The following is a 461-nucleotide window of genomic DNA, read 5'->3' on the forward strand; positions in this document are numbered from 1 at the left end:
CTATGGAGTCAATTCCTCCATCCAATCGAATAGCACCATCGGGAGGAACGACATAGCCTGCTTTACGGATGTCAGACGCATATTTTCCTGATGCCATTAAATGTTGTAAGACGACTATATTGTCCCTCTCTTCAAAGGAGGTTTTTAATTGCATATGTTCTTGGTGGTTTTGATACTGAAAATAAAGATTCAAGCCAGTAGCTAAAGCAATTACAGAACCAATCACGATTAGTATTTTTTTAAGTCCCGACATTTTTTTCATCCCCTCTGTCTAAATAATCATAGAAGTCATGTTTCCAACCCTCTTCCTTGTCATTAGGTTTTCCAATAAAAATATTGAGGTCAAAACCATATTTAATAAAGTTACCTCCTATCGTATTATTTTCAATAAGAGTTTCAACCATCAGTTTACCGTTAGCTTTATCCCCATTTCCCATCACAGTATAGAATTCCTCAACACG

Annotated in this window: 2 pseudogenes; both read right to left on the bottom strand. The window is 36.4% G+C overall.

Going from position 1 to position 461, the window contains the following annotated elements:
- A pseudogene (locus tag HMPREF2701_RS00960) lies at window positions 1–253 on the bottom strand (thiol-disulfide isomerase); the annotation flags it as partial.
- Window positions 240–461: pseudogene (locus HMPREF2701_RS00965) on the bottom strand (ATP-binding protein); the annotation flags it as partial. The pseudogenes HMPREF2701_RS00965 and HMPREF2701_RS00960, both read right to left, overlap by 14 nt.

It is taken from the genome of Streptococcus sp. HMSC077D04, from assembly GCF_001808785.1.
GTDB lineage: Bacteria > Bacillota > Bacilli > Lactobacillales > Streptococcaceae > Streptococcus > Streptococcus mitis_BX.